This window comes from Caballeronia grimmiae (genome assembly GCF_022879615.1).
Classification (GTDB): domain Bacteria; phylum Pseudomonadota; class Gammaproteobacteria; order Burkholderiales; family Burkholderiaceae; genus Caballeronia; species Caballeronia grimmiae.
Window position 1 is genome coordinate 286,871 of record NZ_CP084274.1, and the last position, 24,923, is coordinate 311,793.

The 24,923-nt window shown below is 61.9% G+C and carries 18 protein-coding genes and 1 pseudogene; 12 read left to right on the forward strand and 7 right to left on the reverse strand.

Annotation, left to right across the window (positions count from 1 at the left end; all coding sequences use genetic code 11):
- Positions 1-36 precede the first annotated feature (36 nt).
- The 4 genes from LDZ21_RS24730 (at position 37) to LDZ21_RS24745 (ending at position 6,043) form a co-directional block, all read left to right on the forward strand.
- Positions 37-1,107, forward strand: a complete 1,071-nt coding sequence (locus LDZ21_RS24730; protein WP_244797262.1) for a glycosyltransferase family 4 protein — start codon at positions 37-39, stop codon at positions 1,105-1,107.
- Between the two features lie 15 nt (positions 1,108-1,122).
- Positions 1,123-2,934: an HAD family hydrolase gene (locus tag LDZ21_RS24735; RefSeq protein WP_244797263.1), complete on the forward strand. Its 1,812-nt coding sequence runs from the start codon at positions 1,123-1,125 to the stop codon at positions 2,932-2,934.
- 159 nt (positions 2,935-3,093) lie between these two features.
- A complete protein-coding gene (locus LDZ21_RS24740; RefSeq protein ID WP_244797264.1) occupies positions 3,094-5,511 on the forward strand; it encodes a glucose/quinate/shikimate family membrane-bound PQQ-dependent dehydrogenase in 2,418 nt (805 codons plus the stop codon).
- Positions 5,512-5,752: 241 nt separating this feature from the next.
- Positions 5,753-6,043: a hypothetical protein gene (locus LDZ21_RS24745; protein WP_244797265.1), complete on the forward strand. Its 291-nt coding sequence runs from the start codon at positions 5,753-5,755 to the stop codon at positions 6,041-6,043.
- Positions 6,044-6,179: 136 nt separating this feature from the next.
- On the opposite strand, the gene LDZ21_RS24750 is transcribed toward LDZ21_RS24745, so the two are convergent.
- From LDZ21_RS24750 to LDZ21_RS24760, 3 genes and pseudogenes are all read right to left on the reverse strand, one after another.
- Entirely contained in the window at positions 6,180-7,346 is a 1,167-nt protein-coding gene (locus tag LDZ21_RS24750; RefSeq protein WP_404980583.1) for a YihY/virulence factor BrkB family protein, read from the reverse strand.
- Positions 7,347-7,673: 327 nt separating this feature from the next.
- Positions 7,674-7,841 carry a hypothetical protein gene (locus LDZ21_RS24755; RefSeq protein ID WP_244797266.1) on the reverse strand — a complete coding sequence of 56 codons (168 nt, stop codon included), beginning with the start codon at positions 7,839-7,841 and terminating at the stop codon, positions 7,674-7,676.
- 204 nt (positions 7,842-8,045) lie between these two features.
- Positions 8,046-8,231 (reverse strand): annotated as a pseudogene (locus LDZ21_RS24760) (hypothetical protein); the annotation flags it as partial.
- 991 nt (positions 8,232-9,222) lie between these two features.
- On the opposite strand from LDZ21_RS24760, the gene LDZ21_RS24765 reads away from it, so the two are divergent.
- Complete coding sequence (locus LDZ21_RS24765; RefSeq protein WP_244797293.1) at positions 9,223-10,395, forward strand: YbfB/YjiJ family MFS transporter; 1,173 nt, start codon at positions 9,223-9,225, stop codon at positions 10,393-10,395.
- A 36-nt stretch (positions 10,396-10,431) separates the two neighbouring features.
- Here LDZ21_RS24765 and LDZ21_RS24770 read toward each other — a convergent pair whose 3' ends face one another.
- A complete protein-coding gene (locus LDZ21_RS24770) occupies positions 10,432-11,826 on the reverse strand; it encodes a replication initiation protein (protein ID WP_244797267.1) in 1,395 nt (464 codons plus the stop codon).
- Between the two features lie 619 nt (positions 11,827-12,445).
- Between LDZ21_RS24770 and LDZ21_RS24775 the strand changes: the two genes are divergently transcribed.
- From LDZ21_RS24775 to LDZ21_RS24785, 3 genes are all read left to right on the forward strand, one after another.
- On the forward strand, positions 12,446-13,657 hold the full coding sequence (locus LDZ21_RS24775; protein WP_035965603.1) for an AAA family ATPase: 1,212 nt from the start codon (positions 12,446-12,448) through the stop codon (positions 13,655-13,657).
- Entirely contained in the window at positions 13,654-14,631 is a 978-nt protein-coding gene (locus tag LDZ21_RS24780) for a ParB/RepB/Spo0J family partition protein (RefSeq protein ID WP_244797268.1), read from the forward strand. The genes LDZ21_RS24775 and LDZ21_RS24780 overlap by 4 nt, the downstream gene beginning before the upstream one ends.
- Before the next feature lie 1,205 nt (positions 14,632-15,836).
- Entirely contained in the window at positions 15,837-16,190 is a 354-nt protein-coding gene (locus tag LDZ21_RS24785; RefSeq protein WP_244797269.1) for a hypothetical protein, read from the forward strand.
- 418 nt (positions 16,191-16,608) lie between these two features.
- Here LDZ21_RS24785 and LDZ21_RS24790 read toward each other — a convergent pair whose 3' ends face one another.
- Positions 16,609-17,073, reverse strand: coding sequence for a hypothetical protein (locus LDZ21_RS24790; protein ID WP_244797270.1), 465 nt, complete (start codon positions 17,071-17,073; stop codon positions 16,609-16,611).
- A gap of 1,278 nt (positions 17,074-18,351) precedes the next feature.
- Here LDZ21_RS24790 and LDZ21_RS24795 point away from each other — a divergent pair.
- Positions 18,352-19,149: a hypothetical protein gene (locus LDZ21_RS24795; protein ID WP_244797271.1), complete on the forward strand. Its 798-nt coding sequence runs from the start codon at positions 18,352-18,354 to the stop codon at positions 19,147-19,149.
- A 950-nt stretch (positions 19,150-20,099) separates the two neighbouring features.
- On the opposite strand, the gene LDZ21_RS24800 is transcribed toward LDZ21_RS24795, so the two are convergent.
- Positions 20,100-21,182, reverse strand: a complete 1,083-nt coding sequence (locus LDZ21_RS24800) for a hypothetical protein (RefSeq protein ID WP_244797272.1) — start codon at positions 21,180-21,182, stop codon at positions 20,100-20,102.
- Between the two features lie 102 nt (positions 21,183-21,284).
- Complete coding sequence (locus LDZ21_RS24805; protein WP_244797273.1) at positions 21,285-21,773, reverse strand: Lrp/AsnC family transcriptional regulator; 489 nt, start codon at positions 21,771-21,773, stop codon at positions 21,285-21,287.
- Positions 21,774-21,946: 173 nt separating this feature from the next.
- Between LDZ21_RS24805 and LDZ21_RS24810 the strand changes: the two genes are divergently transcribed.
- From LDZ21_RS24810 to argG, 3 genes are all read left to right on the forward strand, one after another.
- Entirely contained in the window at positions 21,947-22,963 is a 1,017-nt protein-coding gene (locus tag LDZ21_RS24810) for a 1-aminocyclopropane-1-carboxylate deaminase (protein ID WP_244797274.1), read from the forward strand.
- A gap of 83 nt (positions 22,964-23,046) precedes the next feature.
- A complete protein-coding gene (locus tag LDZ21_RS24815) occupies positions 23,047-23,367 on the forward strand; it encodes a DUF1330 domain-containing protein (protein ID WP_244797275.1) in 321 nt (106 codons plus the stop codon).
- Positions 23,368-23,498: 131 nt separating this feature from the next.
- On the forward strand, positions 23,499-24,833 hold the full coding sequence (gene argG / locus LDZ21_RS24820; protein ID WP_244797276.1) for an argininosuccinate synthase: 1,335 nt from the start codon (positions 23,499-23,501) through the stop codon (positions 24,831-24,833).
- Positions 24,834-24,923 lie beyond the last annotated feature (90 nt).

Sequence of the window (24,923 nt, forward strand, 5' to 3'; positions counted from 1 at the left end):
AATGCATCGCATCGATCGTCCTTTCATCGAATAGTCATGCGCATCGCCCAGGTATCGACGTTATATGAGAGCGTGCCGCCGCAGCGTTATGGCGGCATCGAGCGGATCGTGTCCTATCTCAGCGAGGAACTCGTGAAGGCGGGCCACGATGTCACGCTGTTCGCGAGCGCGGATTCACGCACGAGCGCGAAGCTGGTCGCGGGAAGCGATTGCGCGGTGCGGCTCGTCGAAGACACCGCCGACCCGCAAGCCTTTCACTTCGCTATGCTCGAAGATGTCGTCGCTGCGTCGAAGCAGTTCGACATCGTCCATTTTCATACGGACTACCAGAGTTTTCCGTTCGCGCGGCGGATGCAATGCGCGCATGTCACGACCCTGCACTGGCGGCTCGACGTGCCCGGTCTCGAGCCGATGTATCGGCGCTTCGCGGACATTCCGCTCGTCTCCGTCTCGGATGCGCAGCGCGCGCCGCTGCCGTGGCTTTCGTGGGCGGGCACGGTCCATCACGGCTTGCCCGCCACGCTGTACCGCTTCCATGAACGCGCGGGCGAGCATCTCGCGTTCGTCGGCAGGATCGCGCCGGCCAAGGGACCGGATGCCGCGATCCGCATCGCGCGCCGTGCAAACGTGCCGCTTCGCATCGCCGCGAAGGTGGACGAAGCCGATCGCCCGTATTTCGAACGCGCCGTCGCGCCGCTCGTGCAGGCGCCGCTCATCGAGTATGCGGGCGAACAGGACGATACCGGCAAGAGCCGGCTCATCGGCCATGCGCGCGCATTGCTGTTTCCGATCGACTGGCCGGAGCCGTTCGGGCTCGTGATGATCGAGGCGCTTGCCTGCGGCACGCCGGTGATCGCATTCGGGCGCGGCTCGGTGCCGGAGATCATCGAAGATGGCGTGAACGGCTTCGTCGTGCGTAACGAGGACGAAGCGGTCGAGGCCGTCGCGCGCCTGCCGCAAATCAATCGCCGCCGCTGCCGCGAAAGTTTCGAGCGGCGCTTCACGGCCGAGCGCATGGCGGGCGATTACGTCGATGTTTATCGGCGCCTGCTCGATGCGCGCGCCGCCCGTCGGGTGCCGCCGCATCTGGTGGCGCACGACGCTTAACCGAGGGATACCGCTATGCGATGCATGGTGCTTGCCAGCGATTACGACAACACGCTCGCCGAAGAAGGCCGCGTGAGCGATGCGACGTGGGAAGCCGTCGACCGGCTGCGCGCGTCCGGGCGTCATATGGTGCTCGTGACGGGCCGTGAACTCGACGATCTGCTCACGCTATGCGATCGCGTCGATCGCTTCTCGCTGATCGTCGCGGAGAACGGCGGCGTGATCTACTCACCGGCGACGCGTGAGCGCACGCTGCTCGCGCCGCCGCCGCCGCCCGAGTTCGTAGAGGCGATGAAGGCCAGCGGCGTGCGGCATCTCGGCGTGAGCCAGACGCTCGTCGCGACCGTGAAGCCCTACGATGAGCAGGCCCACGCCGCGATCCGCGATCTTGGTCTCGATTTGCATGTCGTCTATAACGGCGACGCGGTGATGGTCCTCGCGCCCGGCGTCAGCAAGGCGAGCGGCCTGCTTGCGGCGCTCGACAAGATGGCGCTGTCGCCGCGCAATGCGGTGGGCGTCGGCGATGCGCAGAACGATCACGCGCTGCTCGATGCGTGCGAGATATCGGCCGCCGTCGGCAACGCGATCGATGCGCTGAAAGCGCACGCCGATATCGTGCTGGATCGCGAATGCGGCGCCGGCGTGACGGAGCTGATCGAAGCGATCCTCGAAGACGATCTCGCCAGCGCTTGCGAACATCTCACGCGACGTCATCTCGTGCTCGGCGAGCGCGTGAAGGCGCAAGGCGGCCAACGCGAGAAAAGCGGCGAAACAGAAACGCTCGCGCCGCAAGACACCGTCGCGCTGATCGCGGGGCAATCCGGCGGCGGCAAATCCACGCTCATCACCGGATTGATGGAGCGGTTGTCGGAGTCGGGTTATCAGTTCTGCGCGCTCGATCCCGAAGGCGACTTCGACAACCTCGAAGATGCGCTTCCCATCGGCGACGCGGAAACCGCCCCGAAAGCCGATGATGTCACGCGGCTCATCCATCAGCCGAGCCAGTCGGTCGTCGTCAACCTGATGCGCGTGTCGTTCGCGGAGCGGCCGACCTATTGCGCGACCGTGCTCGCGCACATGCAGAAGACGCGCGCGCTCACCGGGCGTCCGCACTGGATGATCTTCGACGAAGCGCATCACTTCTTTCCCGCGAGCATCAACGCCGCCGATGAAACGCTGCCCGACCAGCTCGCGCCCGCGCTGTTCGCGACCGTGCATCCGAATCAGCTTTCGGCGCGGCTGCTCGACCGCGTGACGGTGTTCATCGGCGCCGGTCCGGGTGCGCAGGAAACGCTGCAGGAGTTCGCGCAGGCAGCGGGCATCGACGAACCCGCCGAACTTCCCGATGCGATCGAGACAGGCGAGGCGCTCGTGTGGCGTCGCGATCGCGAGGGACACTGGGGCGCCCCGATCGTCGTGCGAATCGAGCCGGCGAAGACGCAGCGCCGGCGGCACGTGCGCAAGTATGCGGAGGGCATGCTGATTCCGGAGCGCAGCTTCTATTTCCGCGGCCCCGAGGACAAGCTCAACTTGCGCGCACACAATCTCGTGCTGTTCCTCGAAATCGCGGAAGGCGTCGATGAGGACACCTGGCTCTTTCATTTGCGCCAGGGCGATTATTCGACGTGGTTCCGCGACGTCATCGGCGATGCCACGCTCGCCGACGAAGCGCGCGAGGTAGAAGCCGACGAAGCGCTTTCGGCCGCTGAAAGTTTTGAAGGAATCCGAAAGGCTGTCGAGCAGCGTTACACTCAGCCGGAGAACCCGGTGCTGCCGAATATCCTCGCGCCGGGAGCGAACAACGGCGGTGGCACGTCAAGTGCTTGATGGGCGCCGGTATCGACTCACGTCCCGCTTTGGCGAATGCTTTGCCAACGCGTTACGCTTGTCGTCCGCCTGCTCGCGTCGCATGCGTATCCATTCGCATGCGACGCTTCACACTGGCCGCATGATCCATTACTCCTAGTTGCAAACAGAGGTGTGTGAATGAATACGAACTCCCCGCCGGCGCGGCCGTCTACCGGCTCGCCGTCGCCGATCGTCAAGTGGCTTACCATCGCGTTCCTCGCGCTATCGGGCCTGTATCTTGGCGGCGTCGGCATATGGCTCGTCGCGATCGGCGGATCGCCCTATTACGTCATTGCGGGCCTGCTCATGCTGGCGGTCGCATGGCTCATCATGCGGCGCAATCCAACGGCGCTCCTCGTCTATGCGCTGCTGCTTTTCGGCACGCTGATATGGGCGATCGCCGAAGCAGGCTTCGATTTCTGGGCGCTCGCGCCGCGTCTCGACGTGCTCGTGATCGTCGGCATATGGCTGCTGCTGCCGTTCACGTATCGCCTGTATGCGAGCCCGGTTCGCCGAGGCGGGCTTGCAATTGCGGCGGCGCTCGTGCTGACGGGCATCGCGCTCGTGTATGCGGTGTTCAACGATCCGCAAGAGATCAACGGTTCGTTCGCGCGTCAGGGATCGGGCCCGCCCGCCGCCACGGCTGGCCGTCCGGGCGACTGGCTCGCTTATGGCAACTCGCAGGGCGGCACACGCTACTCGCCGCTTGCGCAGATCGACGACAAGAACGTCGGCGATCTCAAGGAAGCGTGGAGCTTTCGCACCGGCGACATGAAAGGCCCGAACGATCCCGTCGAAATCACCGATGAAGTCACGCCGCTCGCGGTCGATGGCACGCTGTTCTTCTGCACGCCGCATCAGAACGCGATCGCGCTGGACGGCGCGACCGGCAAGGAGAAATGGCGCTTCAATCCGGAACTGAAGCCGGACCCGAGCTTTCAGCACGTGACCTGCCGGGGCGTCTCCTACTATGAGACGCCGGTCGCCGCACAGGCGCGCCAGGCGAACAAGGCCGCTTCACTGCCGATGTGCGCGCGCCGCATCATCCTGCCCGTCAACGATGGCCGCCTCTTCGAACTCGATGCCGCCACCGGCCAGCGCTGCGCCGGCTTCGCGGTCAACGGCGTGCTGGACCTTCAGCATTTGCAGCCGGTCAAGACGCCGGGCCAGTACGAGCCGACATCGCCGCCAGTCGTGACGTCGAAGGTGATCGTCGTGGCGGGCGCGGTGACGGACAATTACGGCACGCGTGAACCGTCGGGCGTGATTCGCGGCTTCGACGTGGACAGCGGCAAGCTGCTGTGGGCCTTCGATCCGGGCGCGGCGAATCCCAACGCGATTCCCGACGATCAGCATGCCTACACGTTCAACTCGCCGAACTCATGGGCGCCCGCCGCCTACGATGCGCAGCTCGATCTCGTTTATCTGCCGATGGGCGTAACGACGCCGGACATCTGGGGCGGCAACCGCACGCCGGAACAGGAACGGTACGCGAGCGGTCTGCTCGCGCTCAACGCGACGACGGGCAAGCTCGCGTGGTTCTATCAGACCGTGCATCACGACCTGTGGGACATGGACCTGCCGGCGCAACCGACCATCGCGGATATCAAGGATGCCAACGGCAACATCGTTCCGGCCATTTACGCGCCTGCCAAGACAGGCAACATCTTCGTGCTGGACCGCCGCACCGGCAAGCCGATCATCCCCGCGCCCGAACAGGCGGTGCCGCAGGGTCCGGCGAAGGGCGACCGGCTTTCGCCGACGCAGCCGTTCTCGGAACTGACCTACCGGCCGCAGAAGAACCTGACCGGCGCCGACATGTGGGGCGCGACGATGTACGACCAGCTCGTGTGCCGCGTGATCTTCCATCGGCTACGGTATGAGGGGCCGTTCACGCCGCCGTCGGAACAGGGCACGCTCGTGTTCCCCGGCAATCTCGGCATGTTCGAGTGGGGCGGGCTGGCCGTCGATACGGATCGACGGATCGCGATTGCGAACCCGATTGCGTTGCCGTTCGTGTCGCGGCTCGTTCCGCGCGGGCCGGACAATCCGATGGAGCCGCCTCAGGCGGGGCGGGCCGGCACGGGCACGGAAGTCGGCATTCAGCCGCAATACGGCGTGCCGTTCGGCGTCACGCTGAATCCGTTCCTGTCGCCGTTGAACCTGCCGTGCAAGCAGCCTGCATGGGGCTACGTGTCGGCGCTCGATCTGGATACGCACAAGGTGATCTGGAAGAAGCGCATCGGCACGACGCGCGATTCATCGCCGATTCCGCTGCCGTTCAAGATGGGCATGCCGATGCTGGGCGGGCCGATGACGACGGCGGGGCGCGTGTTTTTCATCGGCGCGACGGCGGACGACTATATCCGCGCGTTCAGCACGGATACGGGCAAGGAGCTGTGGCACGCCCGGCTGCCGGCGGGCGGACAGGCCACGCCGATGACGTACGAGGCCAATGGCAAGCAGTACGTGCTGATCGCGGCGGGCGGGCATGGGTCGTTCAATACCAAGCTCGGGGATTACGTGATCGCTTATGCGTTGCCGGGTGGGCGTTAAGGGGTGTTTGGCTTGGCGCGTTGCTGCCTTCTCCGTCGGCTGGATGGCGGAGGGCGGCGATGCGCTGGCTTGGGGGACGGGGATGGGGCCGGCTATCCTGCCGTGTCTCGCTCGAAGTACAGGCGAGTGGCCCGCAATCGCGGTGACCGCCGAGGATTCGATGTCGATGGTGTAATCGTCGCTCGGATCGCTGCCGCCTGGTTCGGAGCACGTTCATGTCGAGCCGGCCATCGTTGCGAGCATGGCGAAGGCGGCGCTCGACGACCGTTTTTGCTACTGGCACGAATCGGTCGGTATTGCAGCCGAGGCGCGCGATTGGATCGAAGCGGTTTCTTCTGACTTCGACCGCTTCAACGAGCGCAAACAGGATCGCGGTAGTTGTTGCTTCTTGAAGGCGCGAGTATCGATGGCACACGCCGCGCAGATGCACGCGATTCGAACCGCAAAATGGCGCGCCTTTGTACAAGGCGATACCTGTGCGGCTTACGCTCGGTCAAGCCGGATCGCGGAGGGCGTCGATGCGCAAACGTGACGCCAGCATGAAATCAGCTACAAGACAACGGCGCTGCGGCTGAAGCGTCAGCGCATCGGCGGAAAATGGGGACGCCGTCGCTATTGCCGCGACGGCACCCCAACGCGGGAAGAACGGCGCCCGCCCCGCGCCCTTCTCAAGCCTTCACCGACCGATGCCTTCCGTGCGCCCGCTGCGATCCCTTGGTGAACAGGAACAGACCCGCCCCCGCCGCCGCGATCGCGATGCGGCTCGGATTGGACTTCAGCGCATCCATACCTTTCGCGAGAGCCAGCGCCCACGACGATGACGGCGTCGCAACCACGCGCTCGTCAAGCGGCGCGGGCGTCACATCGTCGAGATGCTCGACGCGCACGACAGGCGCGGGCATTGGCATGGCGCTGTTGCCTTTATCGGCAACTGGGGGCGCATCGGCGGCACCCGCGTTGGCCGCGCCGCTACCTTCGCGCACCTCGACTCGCGTCGCCGCGGCTTCCGCGCCGAGCAGCACCACGGCTGCCGCGAAGTACAGCCACATCAGCAGGACCGCGAGCGAGCCGGCCGCGCCGAACGCGTTGGCGGTCCCCGCATGCGTCAGATAGAGCGCGAACAGCTTCTTGCCGACGGAGAACAGCACGGCGGAGATAGCGCCGCCGACAAAGGCGTCGCGCCACTCGACGTGACCATCGGGCAGGTATTTCAGCAGCGCGGCGAACGCGGCGGACAGGATGACGAGCCCGAGCACGAACTGCACGATATCGCCGATGATGACGAGCGGCGACTCGCCGAACACCCACTTTCCGGCGGCCTGGACGGCGGTATCAAGAACGAGCGAGACGATCAGCAGAAATGCGACGCCCATCACGAGGCCGAAGGAAATCAGCCGCACCTTGACCAAAGTGGCGACGCCGGATTTCTCCTTTTTCTCGGCAGGCCAGATGATCGACAGGGCCGTGTTCAGCGATGAAAACGTCGCCGACGCGCCGACCGCCAGCAGCACGAACGATATGATCGCCGCGATACCGCCCCCGCCGCTGCGATGCGCATGCTGGACGATCGTCTGCACGCTTTCAGCGGCATCCTTGCCGAGCATTCCGCTTATCTGATGGAAGAGTTGCCCGCGCGCCGCTTCGGCGCCAAACACGAGCCCGGCAATTGCGATGACCATGACGAGCGTCGGCGCGAGCGAGAACGCCGAGTAAAACGCAATGCTCGCGGCCATCGGCGCGGCGCGGTCGTCGCCGAATCGCTTGAACATGCGAACGGGCCACGCGAAGACGCGGCTCATCAGGGATTTGGAATCCCGTGCGGGGGTCTTGTCCATCGCTTCCTCCTTGTTGGCTTGCTGAAGGCTTATAGCATCGCGAATGCCAGGGGGATGGGTGGCTGGGTTGAATGATGGGGGTGCACCGTCCAGCGCGCCCGGGCGCGTGACGGTTAGCGTGTTCCGACCGCACGGGGCAAGGGGAGCGCCGCTTCGTGCGTTCTGAAAGCGCGTGACGAATCAGTGGCTGGGATCGACCATGATCACGCTGGCGCGCTTGGACTTCTCTTGGTTCTGATGGACCTAATAGGCTGCAAATCGCGTCTGTTTCGGGCACGCCTTCAGTGCCGGCCCCGGCGTACCCGCACGGCCTGTTGCGGCGGGATATCAGCCGTCTGCACCCGGCTTGGACAAATCCGGCGTGCTGCGAACAGGCTGCTGATCCGGCTGCAAGTCGGTGTCGGGCAAAGTCTCGGGCGTGCGCGCAGGCGGCGTGCCGCGCGCTATCTCCGCTTGCGATGGATCGGGCGTTTGCGGGTCGGAAGCGTCGGGCATGAGCGTTCTCCTTTGCGGATCATAGGGAAGCACCGACGTGCGCTGGGTCGGGAACTGCACGATGGACGTCGGGTTCCTTAGATTCGTAGCAATGAGTGTGCTTGCAGTGTCCCGCACCGAATTGCCATGCGACATCACCCCGGGCCGACCATATCAACTGGTTGCGCGAGTCATCGTTTCAAAGCATCTGACGCGTTCTCTTCGTTATGTGGCAGCGACCACCAACCCCTCACCCCGTCGAATCATCGCTATCACACTGCGCAAGCATTTCCGGCTGATCGCTTTCACGACTTCAGCGTATCGCTTGCCGACGAACTGTTCCGCACGCCGCAGCAAAACCGGGATCGGGCTGCTCGGCTCATGCTGGTTCCCGGATTGTCGCGCTTGTCGTCTCCCGTTGGTCAACCGTTGCCTGGACCGTATCTCGCATTCGGCCGGCTCAAGCGGCTGCCGGTATCGGCATGTGCGGCATCATCACGTTGCTGTTCGTCGGGGGTTGCTGTGGCTGTAGGAATTGTCGAACAGCCCCTGTTCGTCGCACTGCTTTGCTTGCCCGCTGCGCCGCTCGGTTTCCCGGCATGGTCGTCGCCGAGACCGGCCCCTGTAGCCAAGCCGCGGCTGCGTCGGATGGTCATTGAAGCTTCCATCCATCGGCGGACTACCGCTCGCTGGTGTGAGGGGTGGTTGACACACATAGCAAACGTGGCGGCTGCTTCAGTGTGAGCCGAGCGGGCGATTCTTTCCCCGCCCCGCGTCTCTTCGTCACCGCTGCGGGCCACTGCTGTCCGCCCGTCAGCGAAGTCTTTCGACCGACCGCTGCGTACGAAAGCCCCGCCGCACGCGCCCTCCCTTCCGTGACTAGCTCGTCACGAGCTTGTGCACACTCTCCCAGCGCTATCGCGCGTGCGCCCTGATCTGATTGACCTTTCGACTGAGCGGACGTGCTCATCGCTCGACGGCGCGGCGCGTACGGTCCGAGCTTGAAGGCGACGCTTGTCGAACAGGTGCTCTTCCGCCCACACAGATGCGGGAAGGATGCAGTCGGTTGTGGCTACGATGGTCTCGGGTAATGTTAGGCAACGGCGCAACGTGCAACAACGTACGCGCTCGAAAAGCCTTTCAAGCATCCTCATTCGCGGAAGGCGAGGCATGCAACCCATCCCTTTCCCCGCGTTACCATACCCCGGCAAGCCCCCCGGTCGTCCCGTCGACCGCCGATCAGCGATCAGCAAGCCTCAAAGGACCACCACGCGTGAAACAACGTGACGACTGCAGGGAAGCCCTCGCCGACGACGCTTCCGCGGAAGTGAGCCGCGTCGCCCCTGTCGGTACTTCATGCAGCGCCGAAGCAACCATTGCCCGCCACGCGCCCGCCGTCGCCATGGCGCTTTCGCTTGGCAGCGCCATCGCGCTCGGCTTCGCGCGCTTCTCGTACGCGCTTCTCTTGCCGTCCATGAAGCTGGACCTTGCCTGGAACTTCGCGCAAGCCGGCGCGATGAACACGGCAAACGCGTTCGGATACCTCGTCGGCGCGATCGCGTTCGCCCGCCTCTCCCGGCGATGGGCGTCGCAGACGTCGTTCGTCAGCGGCTGCTTCGCGACGGCCGTGCTGATGGCCGTCAGCGGCGCCTTCACCGACACCAATGCCCTTCTCCTACTCCGCGTCGTCACCGGCGCAGCCAGCGCGCTCGTCTTTGTGAGCGGAGGCGTGCTTGCTGCGCGTCTTGCGTCGCTCTCGCCGCGTCGCGCGGGGCTCATCATCGGCCTTTACTACGGCGGCACGGGCTGGGGCATCGTGATGTCATCGATACTCGTGCCGATCACGATTGCACCCGTCCCCCACGGCTGGCGCTATGCATGGTTCGCCCTCGCGGCGGCTTGCGCGGTCAGTTCGCTCATCGCCGTCGCGGCTGCGCGACGGATCGAACGCGAGCAGCCGAGCGTCGCACCGGAACGCGCGACAGACGCGATGCGGGGCCACGCAATTCATCGAAGGCGCTGCGCCCTCGCGCTCGCCGGATACGCGTGCTTCGGGATCGGTTACATCGGCTATATGACGTTTATCGTGGCGCTGCTGAGGACCGCGGGCATGTCGGACGCCGTCGTCACGGGCTTCTACATGCTGCTGGGCGTGGCGACGATCGTTTCCGCGCGCATCTGGTCGGGGCTGCTCGACCGGATGCGCGGCGGTCAGGCGCTCGCGCTGCTCAACGCGCTGCTCGCCGTGGCAACGGTCATCCCCGCCGTGATTGCGCATCCGCTCGCGGCATTTGCATCAGGCGCGCTGTTCGGGGCGACGTTCCTTTCGGCAGTCGCGTCGACGACCGCATTCGTGCGGCATAACCTGCCGGCTAGCCAGTGGGGCAGCGGGATCAATGCGTTCACGATCGTGTTCGCGGCGGGGCAGATCGTCGGTCCAACGGTCATCGGACGCATATCCGATAGCGCAGGACTCACGCGCGGTCTCGTCTATTCCGCGCTGGTGCTCGCCGCGGGAGCGGCGCTTGCGGCATGCCAGAAGCCGTTGAAAGACGTATCGCGTGCAAGGGAATGAGACGTACGCCGTATTATTTCGGCATCCGAATCATAGTTACGACCTCGCCTTCTTCATCTTGACGAATACGTGGGAACAGAAGGCATCGGCGACCACGCGGTTGACCGTCAGAATATTCTCCGCACTCAACGACTCGCGGGACAAGCCCTGCTTTTCGATGAGACGCTGCGGGATCAGTTGACTCACGAACGAGTGGCAAAGGTCCTTGCGCGTCTGGGCGTCGGCGGATTCGAAAAACTCGCGGCCCGCGCGAATCTCCTCGCTCATCTTGGCCCGGGCGGAGTCGTTCTGCGCCTGAATGGTCGCTTCCAGTTGCGCCTGGGCCGACTCGCGTTCGCGACGATGCTTCTTGTCGTCCTCGAGCTGCTTTGCCTTGATCTCGGCCATTCTCCGGTCCGCTTCGCCGATACGGTAGTTGCCTTCCAGCGCCTTGAACAGATAGCCGCGAGGACTGACGGTCACCTTGCCTTCGTTGAGCTTGAATCGCGTGTATTCGATAGCCTGCTCGAGGCGTTCGTCCGTCCAGACATCGCGATGTTTGGCGAGGCGCTCGAAGTCGGGGGTATCGAACGCGAATTCGTTGTGCAGCAGGAGGTACATTGAATCCTGAATGCCGGCACGCGCCGCGTCCGCGCCCTGCTTCTTGGTGAAGCGGAAGCGAATCTTGAGCTTGTCGCGCGTGACGCGATCGGCATTCGGCTCCCAGCTCACGTCGAAATCCGACACTTCGTTCAGCTGGTCGATGGCCGGTTCCAGAAAGCGCTTCTTGAACTCCTTCACTTCCTTTCGCGATTCGCCCACCTTCCCCGGCCATTCGAGGACTTCGTCGAATGGGAACCACTCGGTGACGCCATGACCCTGGCACGGGATGAGGCGGTCGTAGATGGCGCGTGCGAGCGACAGCGAAAAGGCCGTCGACGCGCGCAAGCTGAGCCAATGCGCCTTGTACGGGCTGATCAGATACTTGATGACGCGGCCGGAAAGCAGCACGCAGACGACGTTGCGCTCGATATAGCAGTCGCCAAGCAAGCTGATGGTGCCCCACGAATCTTTCTCGGTGAGCTCCTCGATGGACGGCGCGGTCATGATTTCGACGCGCGCCCGCGCTGCTGCCCGCATTTGCGCAATCAGGTGGCTATGGTTGCGGCTGTCGTACCGCATGAGCCACTTGAAATAGTTCACATCGGCGGTGAAGGTGTAGACCTTGTCGTCGATGAGCGCGTCTGGCGCTTTCGTCGCCACGATGAAGTAGGCCGCATCCAGGACGCGCCGCGCGGCGATGCCCAACCCTCCGACGCGCGTGAAGATATTGTTTCTGAGAAACCCGATATCGCGTGTGGCCTCTGAGATGGCCGTGCCTTGACCGGACATGTCTTCGTAGATGTCCAGCGCAAGTTGCTGAGGCGTAACGGTGAAATCCTGATCTTCCATTCTTCGATTCGGCGGCGGTCCCCGGCACTCTAACAGGCAAGAAAAGCGTGTCAACACAAAAACCGCCCCTGATTCCCGCTCGATTTTGCGCACAAAAACCGTCCCGCCCAAAAAACCTCAGCCCAATTTCCGCCCCTCTGCACACAAAAATCGACCCGTGCGGCCCAACTTCCACTCCAGCCCGCACAAAAACCGCCCTCGCCTTCACAAAAAGCACCTCTATCCACAGGTCTTTTTGTTGATTCGAAAGGGAAAAGGCGGCGCTGTTGGTTGGTGGGTTGGTCGAAGTTTACAAAAAACAAAACTGACAGAACCACGGGTCTACGTGACATGCACTCGGAACGCAGATGCAAGTGCTTGACATCAAACGGAAAACTCTCCAAGTAAGACTTGCGCACAAGAACCGCCTCGGGGTGGTTTTTGTGCTGAATGGGCTTTCGGTTTCGTGGGACGTGGAGGCATGGAGGATCGCTGGCGGTTTTCTGGCAACTGGGGACATTTATCAAGGTTGATCAAAGCCTTTTGCGGCTAAAAGCGGCATTTTTCAACGCTACGCAACCCCGTTTACACGTATTCGTGTATTCTGCGCTTCAGCGTCAATAAATGGAGAAAGCGCAGAATGGCCAACGTAGGCAGCCTACCTATGGAAGACCGCAAGGTCTCTCTTCGCGAAGTCGCGGAATTCGCGGATAACCTCGAACCCTTTTCCGACAATCTTCGTGAGCAAATCCTCGCGCCCCGGCCGCGCAAGACTGCGCCCTTCTATACGATCAGCGAACTGGCCGAGATGTGCAATCTGACTCGGCAACAAATTCAATATCTGGTGACAAAGGGGGAAGGAGGGCTGCCCCCGGGAACATTGAACGGCAACGGTCGCAGTCGAACGTTCACGCTGCCCGAGGTTCGCATGTGGGTGAAAATGGCCTCGGACATCTATCAGACTCGCCTCGACGATGGGCACGGCGATTTCAAAGGCAAGGTATTGACCACGGCGCAACTGAAAGGCGGGTCGGCGAAGACTACAACGACGGTCTGCCTCGCACAAGCGCTCACGTTGCTCGGCCGCAAGGTGTTGCTGATCGATTTAGACCCGCAAGCGTCCGCGTCCGAGTTGTGCGGACTCTATGCGGAGAAAGAGATCTCCGGGGACGATACCGTGCTCCCCTATATATATGATCAAAACATCGAGGGGGGTCTCGGCGCGAGCGTTCAGTCGACGTACTGGGACGGTCTCGACATCATCCCCGGTCATACGTTTCTCTATGGCGCCGAGTTCCTTCTGCCGGCGCGCCAAAAAACAATTCAGGGCTATCGGTTCTGGGCGGTCTTGCGTCAGGGACTTGAGCCGTTGCGTGCTCAGTATGATTACATCTTGATCGATACGTCGCCGTCGCTGTCGTATATGAACTTGAATGCGTTGCTGGCCGCGGACGCGCTGGTCATGCCGATGATTCCCGAGAATCTCGACTTCATTAGTTCACTGGCGTTCTGGCGTCTGTTCAGCGATGTCGCGGAAGATTTCCTGCCGTACGAAGAAGACAAGGTCTACGACTTTATCTCAATCCTGCTGTCGAAGGTCGACTACGGTAAGACATCGTCGGCACCGGTCGTTCGTCAATGGGCGCAGAGTGCGTACGGGCGATGGCTCGACCCGTTCGAAATTCCCGCTAGTTCGGTGATGAGCGGCGGCGCCCTTTCGTTCTCGACGGCGCTCGATGTCGTTAGCACACATTCGACCGCGAAGTCGCTGCAGCGGGTCCGTCAGCCGATGATGCAGTACGCCAAGTGGCTCGACGATATGTTCGTCAAATCCTGGAAGGAGGCGGCATGAGCAACAACATCCGAGAACAACTCATGGCCAAGACGGCCAACCTTCCCAAGCCTGCTGATTTCAAGGGCGAGAACAAGAAGGATCGCACGAACCGTGGCCCGCAGACGATGCCGGGTATTACTAGCGCTTTGGCCGCGGCGCAGTTGCGGATTCAAGAGTTGGAATCGAAAGGCGTCGAGACGGATATTCCGCTTGACGCGATTGCGCCAAATCCCTGGCAGCCGCGACGTCAGTTCAACGAGGCCAAGCTGTCCGAATTGGCCCGTTCGATCGATGAAGTCGGATTGCTTCAGGCGGTGACCGTTCGTCGTATCGGAGAGGCGTTTCAGCTAGTCGCCGGCGAGCGGCGGTTTCGCGCGCACAAGCTTATCAATCGGGAGACGATTCGGGCGGTCGTTATCGAGTGTTCCGATCAGGATATGGCGGCGCTCGCTCTGATGGAAAACGTCACGCGGGACGACCTGTCAGATTATGAGATCGCGATTGCCATACGTCGGGCCGAGGCAGAATTTCCTAATCGAACGCGTCTCGCTGAAGCGATGGGGATCTCGCGTAGTGACCTCTATCGGTTCCTCGCCTTTGATGCACTGCCGGATTTTGTGAAACGTGATTTGGACCTGACGCCATCGGTGCTTGGAGCGTCGTCGGCACAGGATGTTGCGAACGCCCTCAAGAAGGCTGGCGAAGCGGGGCTTAGGGCGCTCCACGAACTGTGGCCGCAGGTGTTAGCGGGAGACTTGGTCCAGACTAAGCTAGCGGCTAGCTTGGTTGCGCAGGTTACTAGAGGCGAGTCGGCGACTGATGCCGGCGGTCGAAGCATCTTGAAGATTTTCGCCGGCAAGGTCCAAGCGGGCAGCATCACCAAGGATGTTAAGGGACTCACCTTCAAATTTAAGGCGGGGGTCGTGACGGAGGAGCAGGAGAATCAACTGCGAGAGCACATTGGGAAGATGTTCTCGATTCGGTCAGAGTGAAATCAAACCCGCGCAAGCGGGTTTTTTCTTGGTTCAGAGTTTGACGGGCACGTTCGGGGGCCGGGGCCGGGTGGGGAGCCGGCGGGCCACGCCAAGTGTCCGAATTCGGACACGAGACTAGGAGGGCGCATGTCGGCATGGTTTCCCATGCGGAGACGCTGGCACGTACCGACGCTTGAAACTCACTCAGACCACCGCCGACGTGAACCGCTCGACCGTTGCGTGTTCGGTGGCAGGAGCCGCGTTCGACTGGTACGGCACCCTCGCCGGTAGAGGGCGGACAGTGAAAATTAGGTTGGTAAGCAAGTGTCTTCGTTCACACACCGCACGACTGGAGGTTGCTGATGCGGACCGCGGCGTCTGAGTGTGGTCAATGCGCATTGACTCCGTCCCTCGCAATGCGAAGGCTCGTGTCCGAATTCGGACACTTTAGCGCCGACGGCCGTAGCAGCGTGCCGACGTACGATCAAAGCGACCGCACTAGACTATTAATCGTGACGGCTGTGCGTGTGGCTGAAAGTAGTGCCGCGCGATGAAATCACCGCAAAAACGGTACTGCCGTCGGCACGTGCTCCGACGTCGTGTCCGAATTCGGACAGTTGGGTTATGCGACGGAGGATCTGTGTTAAGCGCCGGGCCAGTGCATCGGACTCGGTTCGCACGTGCAATGCGATTACCCCGCAGTGACGAGCCTTGCGCTATCGATCAGCGTAGTCGCCCGCTTGCAGGGAGATCGTCTCCGACACTCCACATGCAGATCGACGGCCGCCTCACATGGCGCCGTGTCCGCCACTACAGCCGACAGTTCAACCACCTCACTACACGTAACGCACGGATACCATTTGCATACCGTTATTAGCGTTGCTCGAACCGCCGCCCAGCTTTCCAAATTCCCCCAGTGAAGCACGGTCACTACCACACGGCACCGCACCGCACCGCACCGCAATGCGACGCGACGCACGGACTGGCTCTCATCAACCACGCTTAGCCGTGCAGTAATGCACGCGTGAGGACCATCGGCGCTGATATCAGGAGGCAGGTCCGTAACTACGGCTTAGGGAGCCGGGAAAGACAGTTGGAGAAGGTGAAGCGGCGTGCTGCCGAGGCGGCACGCGCCAAGCGCCAAGCGACAAGCGGCAGGCGCAGACGCAGACGCAGACGCAGACGCAGACGCAGACGCCAACGGCAGACGGCAGACGGCAGACGTGCAAGCGGAAGCGGAAGCGGAAGCGGAAGCGGAAGCGGAAGCGGAAGCGGAAGCGGAAGCGGAAGCGGAAGCGGAAGCGGAAGCGGAAGCGGAAGCGGAAGCGGAAGCGGAAGCGGAAGCGGAAGCGGAAGCGGAAGCGGAAGCGGAAGCGGAAGCGGAAGCGGAAGCGGAAGCGGAAGCGGAAGCGGAAGCGGAAGCGGAAGCGGAAGCGGAAGCGGAAGCGGAAGCGGAAGCGGAAGCGGAAGCGGAAGCGGAAGCGGCGGGCAGTCAAGCGGTAACAAGACACCCACGACAAGCCCAACGACCGCCATGCGAGGCGTGCCGGCGCGGGCAGGAAACACGTCCGGCCTAGCGCGGTTGCTTTTCGCTGGGAACCGTCGTCGCTACTTAGTACCCAACTCAGCACGATACGCCAGCGGGTGCTTCGCAGTGACTCTGACCATCATGGGTCGTCCACCGCGCCAGTTGCGTTGGCGTGAAACACAGGCACCGCAACCGTGAACAAAAAAACCGCAGTGTAATCAGATAGATATCGAGCATATCTCGCCTTGTTTCACGGCTTACGCTCGGTATTACGGCGTACGTCACTCTCGCGGGACGTATAGCGGTGTCTTTCGCGCTGTTCGTCCTGACAATGTGTCAAGCTGTATCGAACGACACAGATGTCGTGTATCCCGCGAATGGGTGATCTGCATGCCAACAGCCCTGATGCCATCGAGTGACGCGGAGATAAGACTGTTCGAGCGGGTGGTTACGTCCACCACTGCTTCTTACGCGCGTCGTCTGTGCAGACTTCGATACTGTTCGCCCGACTTGAATCGTTCGAAGCGAACGCTCGCGTCGGTCAATGCTCCGAGCGTGGCCCGTCGCAATTGGTAGTCGTATAGCGATACCATCGCCGCTAGTTGATCGAACTCTTCGAGGTCAACACACCAACGACCTGAGCGCTGACCGCCATCGAAAATCCTGACCATCATAGCGTCGGTGTCGAACAAGGCATCCTCAGGAAAGTGCCCATGTCCCGCCTCGGCCAAAAACGCGGAGATGAGCATCACCTCGCCCAATTGTTGCGCCGGGGCAATGTCGGAAGCGCCTGCACGCAGCGCCTCCAGCGAAAGATGCGCGAGCAGAGCGAGTTCATCGGCCACCGCACGCGGGATAGGAAGCAACTGCGCCTTGGTCAGGCGTTTCTGCGCGGCTTGGGCGGAGCGCCCGAAAGGGATGGTAGTTGACATACGTCGATCGTTGGTTGACCTCTACCGGTTAACGATATCGTCGCAGGAAACTGAAGGGTCGTTCAACCGCTTGGTGACCACTGCGAGAAAGTACGCCTGTGCGCGTCGAGCATCGCTTAGCAACGCGATAAGGCTCAACCCTGCAGTGGGCGTCGTTCGCACCAAGGCGGTCGTAGGACTCGAGCGAAACACGCTTCGCCCGTCCCGCCGCACAACTGCGTAGAACAACTGCTCACCAAAGCTTTCTGCGAGGCCGATGTCCCCATTAATTTACGGCACGCGCATCCGCCGCTAGCGACGTTCAAAACTGAATTGGTTATGGGCACGAGTTCATGTATGCGCAGTCGTCTCGGACGGCGCTCTCTCTCTAATCCGCATTTGCACTGCAAAGTTACCCATGCGTAAATGCTCCGTTGCCGCTTTGCACCGCGACATAAGCGAACCGAGCAACTAACGGTCATCTTTGAACCGAATTGCACTGCGAGGCGTTGGACCCAGAACGTGCGACTCCGTGTGAAGTCGGCAGCAACTCTAGCCCACGAATTACAACGCGCTCTTTACTGCGGCGCTCTTCCGCTTTACGCGAGAGACTGTTTGACCGTTGACGCATCAATCTCAACTCCACGCACAAGGCGGTCAGGCTCGCTAACGCGGCCTCGAAGTGAAAGCGAAGGCGATTCCGACCACTTCGTCGACCGTTGCCGCTAGCTGAACATATCTAAACTCTGAACGAAGGATAACGCCGCCCTGTACCGCAAGCTATGCCCCGCGCCACAGAACGAAGCATCGTTCTGGGCCTAATACACGATCGAACGCGAACCGCTCGTGCGGCCTCGCTCGGCCCGCTCGCCCGATACACCTGCACGACGTATAGCAGCGGGAACGACTCCAAGATGTCGACCTTCCTTTTTTTCGGTGCTACGGCTCCGGCCGCAGGAAATCGCAGTTGAATGGGGCGGATGTGCGTTAACGTGAAGAACCAATTCGACAGAACTATCTGGCTTCTTATCGCAACGGCAGTTTGTGCGCGATCGGCTACGGAAAGACAACCGTTCTCAGGCGCAAATTTCGGGTCGAGCCACGCTTTGCCACGCCGAGATTTTTAAAGCAAGGCGTTTCTCTACCGAACCTTGGCGTCTATCGCCTGTATCTCCTCTTCTGAGGAAAATTAGTTAGGCATCCATGACATTTATCGGCTGGACAACCGAATCCAGATGAACTAGCTTGAAAACGGTTGAACCCGGTCCGTCACCGGTCCGCCCCAAAAAGGAGGCGCCCATGCCAACTCAACTGAACCCGGCCTTGATCGAAAAAGCGCTCTCCATCACGGGCCATTTCGAGGACTCAGACGATCCCTTCGGAGCGGTATCGGGCAACTTCGACGGCATGGGCATCTCGCTCGGCGTCTTGCAGTGGAACATCGGCTCGGGATCGCTTCAGCCCTTGTTGAAAGCGCTTTCCACCGACGAAATCCGCACCCCATGCCCGACTTGCGGAGCGGACCTCATCCGGGCGCGCGGCGTGTCTCCGTCCGAGGGGCTCAAGATCGTGAATCAATGGCAGCCCGGCGGCAAGCTGCCCGCGACGATCAGGAACGAACTTAAGACGCTTGCGCATAGCGAACCCTTCAAGGCGCAACAGGTCAAGGCCGCACAAGCCGTCGCCGCCCGCGCATACAAGACATGCGGCGAATGGTGCGCGGCGTGGAATCAGGAAGTCGATGCCCACGCGTTCTGCTGGTTCTTCGATGTCTACACGCAGAACGGCGGTATGAACACGGTCACGCCGCAACAGGTGGATGCGTTCGTTCGCGACAACCCTCACCACGGCATCGACATGATCTGCTCCTGGCTCGATGACCGCGTGAGTCCGGAGCACGGATTCCGCGACGCCAACAAGAACGCGCAAATGTGGCGCAACGCGGTCCCGCAGGCCGCGACGCATCTGTTCTCAGCGTCTTTCCTGCGTTCGCAGCGATCGAAAATCGACTGGCGCGCGGACACGCTCAACCGGAAGGGCACTATTGCTGTCGGCCAGGGCTGGGTGCATGGCGAGAAGCAGCGCCTCGATCTGTGAGACGGCGGCGTTTATCTTCAAGTCCGCGCTTACAGGACTTGATAGAGCGTACTTCGTCATCGTGCTCCACTTGCCCGACACGTTACGCCGCAGTGTCGGACGGCTGCGTGTGGCCGGGAGCATCGGGCGGCGCATCGCCGTGTCGAAAATGAAGCCTGCATCGTGCGCGCGAAAATCGGTCGTATCGAAACTGGAGTCGGACGTGCGACGGGGGTATTACGTACTCGCTGTTACTTGCGCACGCGCCCGGTCGGCGTTCATCTGCACGTTGAACCACGAGGCCGCGAGACGTTCTTGAGTAACGGATGAAGAGGGGGCCAGGGCAGCCGGTCATCGGGATCGACGCGGATCGGCAACAGGTTGCCGTCCTCCATGCGCCGGAACAGTTCGGTCCGCATTCGGGTCGCCCGTGACGAATCGCGCGAGCTTAAAGCGTTCAAGCGTGGGGAGATCGGCAACGCCTCGGCAAACTTGGGCAGTTACGCTGGCAGGTGCGCCGTGACCTTTCCGCTCAGGTAAGTCGCTACATCGCTGGAACGCCACGCGACATCGTCCAGCAGCGCGCACGATGCCCCATCTTATTTGCCTCGATGTCCAGAAGGCTCGCGTTGCCCATCGCTACTGCAGACATGAACCCTCGGCATTGTCAGCGAACTGTCCTACGGAGATACTGAAGCACGTTTCACCGCGGCTGAGACAACGTTGCGCGAGCGTTGCTGTGACATTCGCCGCGTCCATTCTCCGCGACCGCAGGCCCACCAGGTAACGAAACATCACCCAGTAACGTCGCCTATCCGTGCGCGGCCACGTCTCCTCACTCATCCTTCAGAGTTCGCAAAATACGTCACCCCACGCGGCCTTCTTCATCCGCCGTCCCCCATTGCCCGGCCCACGCCACAACCAATCAATAGTCACAGGGATAACCTCTGACGCGCGATATCCGCTCACCCCTACCGGTCTTCCGATGCCTCCTCCGGACTTTTCTCGTGCGGCTTGACGGTCGACCGGATGATCATGATCTTGTTCAGCACATCGAACCAAAACGGCGCGCCAAGCGTGACCGCAAATGCGGTCAGCAGCCAACCGAGCGGCTTCATGAAGTACCCGTGATATTCGCTCCAGAAACTCTTTCGAGCGCCAGTCGGCGGTTCTTTATCGTTGAAGACAATGTCCCATCCAATAGGAAGCCGAAGACTGTCGATCTGCGCTTTCACGTCGTCGAAGTTAGCAGGTTTTCCGAGTTCGTCTTTGGCGATGGAACCTGCCTGTGCCACGATAGCCCCGCGTTGCGTTTCATTGCGATACAGATAATCGGCGAGCGTGAGCGTATCGATATTGAAGCCCACCGAAATCGCAAGTCCGATCCAGAACAACACCCATTGCGTCGAGCGTCGGTATCGTCCGGAGATGCGATCCATCGCGCTGTCGTACCAGCGCTCTAGATTCTTTCTAGCTTTATCGAGGTCGTCGTTCGCGGTATCGAGAGAGGTGAGAACGGCGCGCTGCACGGCGGGGTTATCGATTAATGCAAGCTGGCCGCGAATGCCCGCGACGGTGGCGGATTCCGTGGACACCAGCGCGCGCCCCGGACCGCGCGCAATAATGTCCATCAACGCGGCCGCGAAGTTTTCTGCCGGTATATACGATGGCAGCGTCTTGCCGCGTGTCAGCGCGCCCGCTGTCTTACCCGGCGCCGGCGACGCGTACTCCCCGTTGAACAGGCTAAAGACGAGCGGATGCTCATAGAACGCTTTGGCAAGGCTCTCGCCCCTGGGATCGAACAGCAGCTCGCGGATGCCATTCTCCAGATACGACGCGCGCGTCTTCAAGTAACCCTCCAGTCCCTCGCGCAGCGCGGTGCACATGAGACTCAGCAGCACATAAATGAAGACGATGCCGATGGCGACTTCGAGTATTGCCGAGTTGAACATGGCGCCCCTCATGGTTGGGGGTTGGAAGCCGCCCAGGCAGGCGATGGCGACAGGAGATGAGCGGGACAGCGCTCGAATCAGGGTAGTCCATATTCCAGGCAAGAGCGAACGAGTGTGTGCGCTCCCGTACTAAGGCTTGGTTTGATGCGCTCAGAATAATATAGGGTAACGAACTATTTTCGGAGACACGCGCACCGCGACTCGTCAAACCGGAAACGCGGTCGTCGACAAGATCTCCCGCAACACCACGAACGTGCGTATCTGCCGTACCCCCGGCAGGTAGAGCAACTTCTCCGCGTGCAGCCGATTGAAGCTGTCGCTGTCGCGTGTGCGGATCAGCATGAAGAAGTCGAATTCGCCGGTGACGACATGACATTCCATGCAGCCCGGCACCTTCTGCGCTGCCTTCTCGAATGCGGTGAATGACTCGGGCGTCGAACGGTCGAGCACCACGCCGATCAGCACGAGCATGCCGGCGTCCAGCGCTTTCGGGTTGAGCAGCGCGACGGTCGCACGGATGAGGCCCGCTTTGCGCAGCCGTTCGACGCGCCGCAGACAGGCGGGCGGGCTCAGATTGACCTTCGCCGCGAGCGCCACGTTGGAAATGGAGGCGTCGCGCTGAAGCTGTCGCAGGATCGCGCGGTCGACGCGGTCCGTCTGAAGCGGCTCTTGCACGGTTGCAGTTTTTTTCATTGCGCGGGATCCGCGTGAGAGGAAATGAACGTGCGCGAAACGACACACGCTCCCTCGGCAATTAAGCCAAGCGCGTTTTTTTCGCAACGCGCATTCGAGCCAGATTATCTACGATACCGCAAGGCGTCGCCGATGCGCGCGGCTGCCGTGACCCAATATCGAGGATGCCGACCATGAACCTGCAACGTTTCCCGCGTTATCCCCTGACCTTCGGGCCGACGCCCATTCAGCCGCTCAAGCGTCTGAGCGCGCATCTGGGCGGCAAGGTCGATCTGTACGCGAAGCGCGAAGATTGCAACAGCGGCCTCGCGTTCGGCGGCAACAAGACGCGCAAGCTCGAATACCTGATTCCCGAAGCGCTCGCAGAGGGCTGCGACACGCTCGTTTCCATTGGCGGCATTCAGTCGAATCAAACCCGGCAAGTGGCCGCGGTCGCGGCGCATCTCGGCATGAAATGCGTGCTCGTGCAGGAAAACTGGGTCAACTACTCCGATGCCGTCTACGACCGCGTCGGCAATATTCAGCTCTCGCGGATGATGGGCGCTGACGTGCGGCTCGTGCCGGACGGCTTCGATATCGGCATTCGCAAAAGCTGGCAGGACGCGATGGACAGCGTGCGGGACGCGGGCGGCAAGCCGTTTCCGATCCCGGCTGGATGCTCGGAGCATCGGCTGGGCGGGCTCGGCTTCGTCGGTTTCGCGGAGGAAGTGCGGCAGCAGGAAGCGGAACTCGGCTTCCGGTTCGACTATATCGTCGTGTGTTCGGTGACGGGCAGCACGCAAGCGGGCATGGTCGTCGGGTTCGCAGCCGACGGCCGGGCGCGACGCGTCATCGGCATCGATGCATCGGCGAAACCGCAGCAGACGCACGAGCAGATCACGCGCATCGCGAAGCACACGGCGGAACTCGTGGAACTGGGGCAGGACATTACCGGCGACGACGTGATCCTCGATACCCGCTTCGGCGGCCCCGAATACGGCTTGCCGAACGAAGGCACGCTGGACGCGATCCGCCTTTGCGCGCGCCTCGAAGGCGTGCTGACCGATCCCGTCTACGAAGGCAAGTCGATGGACGGCATGATCCAGATGGTGCGAAACGGCGAATTCCCCGAAGGCTCGAAGGTGCTGTACGCGCATCTCGGCGGCGTGCCGGCGCTGAACGCATATAGCTTCCTGTTCCGCAACGGCTGAGCGCGCTTTACCTCCCGCGTAATCGACACACGCCATTCAGAGGCGGATGCTCAGGCGTGCGACATCACAACGGGAGATTCGAAATGACCGCTTATGCGATTGGCCATCTGCATGAAGTCGACATGTGCGCGGAGATCGTCGAGTATCTGGGCCAAATCGACGATACGCTCCCGCCGTTCGGCGGCCGCTTCATCATCCACGGCGGACAATGCGAGCTGCGCGAGGGCGAGTGGAAGGGCGATCTCATCGTGATTGCTTTCCCCGATCTCGCGCAGGCCCGCGACTGGTACGCATCCCATGCGTATCAGCGCATTCTGCCGCTGCGCATGCGCCACGCACGCGGCGCGGTGTTTTTTATCGATGGCGTCGATGCCTCGCACAGAGCCACCGACATCCTGCGTTAGCGGGCCGTCATCGGCTACGGTCTAAACTTGCGATTTTCCGTCTCCGGCCTCGCCCAACTTGTCATATCACCGGGCATGGTTGATACTCGAAAGTTGCACCCACCCCGTACGTCGACTTAACGGTTTCGCTAATGAGCACAATTCTTGAAAGCCTTCCGACTGGGCAAAAAGTCGGTATCGCATTCTCAGGCGGCCTCGATACCAGCGCCGCGCTGCACTGGATGCGTCTGAAGGGCGCGGTGCCCTACGCCTACACGGCCAATCTCGGCCAGCCCGACGAAGACGACTACGACTCCATTCCCCGCCGCGCGACGCAATACGGTGCAGAAGGCGCGCGCCTGATCGACTGCCGCGCACAGCTCGTCGCGGAAGGCATCGCCGCGCTGCAAGCCGGCGCGTTCCATATTTCGACGGCCGGCGTCACGTACTTCAATACGACGCCGCTCGGCCGCGCCGTGACGGGCACCATGCTCGTCGCCGCGATGAAGGAAGACGGCGTCAACATCTGGGGCGACGGCAGCACGTACAAGGGCAACGACATCGAGCGCTTCTATCGCTACGGCCTGCTCGTGAATCCGGACCTGAAGATCTACAAGCCGTGGCTCGACCAGCAGTTCATCGACGAACTCGGCGGCCGCGCGGAAATGTCGGAGTTCATGCGCCAGTCGGGCTTCGAGTACAAGATGTCCGCCGAAAAGGCGTATTCGACGGACTCGAACCTGCTCGGCGCGACGCACGAAGCGAAGGATCTGGAAAGCCTCGAGTCGGGCATCCGCATCGTGAATCCGATCATGGGCGTCGCGTTCTGGCGCGATGACGTGAAGGTCGACCGCGAAGAAGTCACCATCCGCTTCGAGGAAGGCCGCCCGGTGGCGCTCAACGGCAAGCCGTTCACGGATGCCGTGGAGTTGCTGCTCGAAGCGAACCGCATCGGCGGGCGTCACGGTCTCGGCATGAGCGATCAGATCGAGAACCGCATCATCGAGGCGAAGAGCCGCGGTATCTACGAAGCGCCGGGGCTCGCGCTCCTGCATATCGCGTATGAGCGCCTCGTCACCGGCATTCATAACGAAGACACCATCGAGCAGTATCGCGAGAACGGGCGTCGCCTCGGGCGTCTGCTGTACCAGGGCCGCTGGTTCGATTCGCAGGCGATCATGCTGCGCGAAACCGCGCAACGCTGGGTCGCGCGTGCGATCACCGGTGAAGTCACGCTGGAACTGCGTCGCGGCAACGACTATTCGATCGTCAGCACGAAGTCGCCGAACCTGACGTATCAGCCGGAGCGTCTGTCGATGGAAAAGGTTGCGTCGACGTTCTCGCCGCGCGACCGTATCGGCCAGTTGACGATGCGCAATCTCGACATCACCGACACGCGCGACAAGCTGCGTATCTACGCGCAAGTCGGCCTGCTCACGCCGGGCGAGTCGTCGGCGCTGCCGCAAATCAAGGGCGACAGCGAGTAACGCAGTTCGCCAGTCCAGCCGGATGAGCGCGGCGCGTTCTGCGAAGCCGCGCTCATCCGCGTATCCTGTGCGTCTGTCCTACTGACCGCA